A 1,991-nucleotide genomic window follows, 5' to 3' on the forward strand; every position below is an offset into this window, starting at 1 on the left:
TCGGGCGTGCCTGATGACCTCTCCTCGCAGGTGAACTACATTGTGAAGGTGGAACAGCCAAGCGAAGGCGGCACGTTGCGCGCCGTCGGGGCGGGCAAGGTAGCGCTCGCGAAAAGCCATGGGTTCGATGTAGCGCATGCCGGCGACAAGGTATACCTCGATGCTTCGCTCGATGCGGGCTATTACCTGAAGGGTGCCTACAACGGCAAAGACGAGCGCGTGCCCCTCGCCTGCGACAAGGACGGCTTCTACATCACCGTCCCCGAAGGCGGCGGCGTGTACCTGACCGCCGAACTCGGGCAGAACAAGGGAATGAGCATCGTAAACGGCATGGCTCAGCCGGTATACCAGTACTCTGACGTGAGCGCCAAGGATTATTCCAACAAGAACAGCGAGCTGTATCGCTTCGTCGTGTATGTGGAAACCGATTACGACACCGATCGGGACGGCAAGTGCGATCTCGTGAAAGCCTTCGTCCAGGTGCCCCGCGCCGCCGTGGAAGGCACCTATGAGGCACCGGTGCTCTTCCGGGCCGACCCCTACAGCGCGGGCATGCAGGCATCGGGAAGCCAATTCGGAGTTGTTCGGGACTCACCCGGCGATGCCGAAACGCGCGTGGACGACGCTTTGCTTTCAAAGAAACCGGAACAGGGGCATCGGCAGCCAACGGGCACCATCACCTCGCAGGACCTCGCTCTGAGCGATACGTTGACGAAGCGCTCTGACTGGCATTACGAGGTTGTCGAAGGCATGGAGGCGCCCGACAGTATAACTACGCTCGATTACTACCTCGTGCGCGGATTCGCCATAGTGCAGGCGGCGGGCCTTGGAACATACGGCTCGGAGGGCATCGAGTGCTGCGGCACAGTGATGGAGCGCGATGCGTTCGTGAACGTCGTGGAATGGCTGCACGGAAAAGAGGGGCGCAAAGCATTCGCGGATGCCGCCGGCACCATCGAGGTGCTCGACCCGAACAGCGCGAACAAACCTGGCTGGTCGAACGGGCATGTGGGCATGACGGGGCTTTCCTATCCAGGCGCCATGTGTTACGAGGTGGCAACCTCCGGCGTCGAGGGCCTCGACACGATCGTGCCTGTCGCCGGACCCTCGAGCTGGTACGATAACTCGAACAGCCAGGGCATCTCCACCTCGAGCAACACGAGCTACAACTACTCGACCGTCCTTTCAGACGCATGCGCGAGCCGCCTGTTCACGAATGAAGCGGCAGGGATCGCACCCGACCCGAATGTGCTCGAGTTCTACCAGCGCTACCGCGCCTTCATGAGCGACGCGCAAGGGCAGCTTCAGGGCGATTACGGCCCGTACTGGGCGAACAGAGATTGGTACACCGGTCAAACGGGCATACGCGCATCGGCGCTTATCGTTATGGGGATGAACGATGGCAATGTGAGCACCAAGCACTTCGACCTCATGCGGACCGCATTCCTGAAATCGGGGTGCGAGGTGAAATCCCTGCTCCACCAGAACGCCCATATAACACCGGCGAACGAGCAGGACAATTCGGACATCATGATCGGCGACCACACCTACTTCGAGTGGCTTAACCTGTGGTTCACGCGCGCGCTCGTAGGCGTGAACAATCAAGCGTCGACGCTACCCGACTTCACGGTGCAGAGCAACGTAGACGGTACGTTCTATGCGAGCAGCTCCTGGGATTCCGACAACGTCGCCACCGTGCGCCCCTCCGAGAGCGGGCAGACCATCGTGAGCGCCAAGGGCACCCCCTTCTCGTCTGAAGACGTAAACACGCAGCCCTTCACCGGCAAGACGAACGAAAACGCCGCAGTTTGGACGCTTCCCGTGAATGGGCAGATGACCATAGCGGGCAAGATGCCCGTACACGTGCGCGCTAAGGTCGATAACGTGAGCGAAGGCGACATCATGATGTCTGCCGTGCTGCTCGACGTTGCCGACGAGCCGTTCCGCGCCTTCGCGGTTAATGGCTCCATTGGAACCGAGGTCATACGCAA

Annotated in this window: 1 protein-coding gene; it reads left to right on the top strand. The window is 60.6% G+C overall.

Going from position 1 to position 1,991, the window contains the following annotated elements:
- A partial coding sequence (locus tag AC04P6_RS04525) for a CocE/NonD family hydrolase (protein WP_475565411.1) occupies positions 1 to 1,991 on the top strand: 1,991 nt, incomplete at both ends.

Source organism: Denitrobacterium sp. (assembly GCF_056180635.1).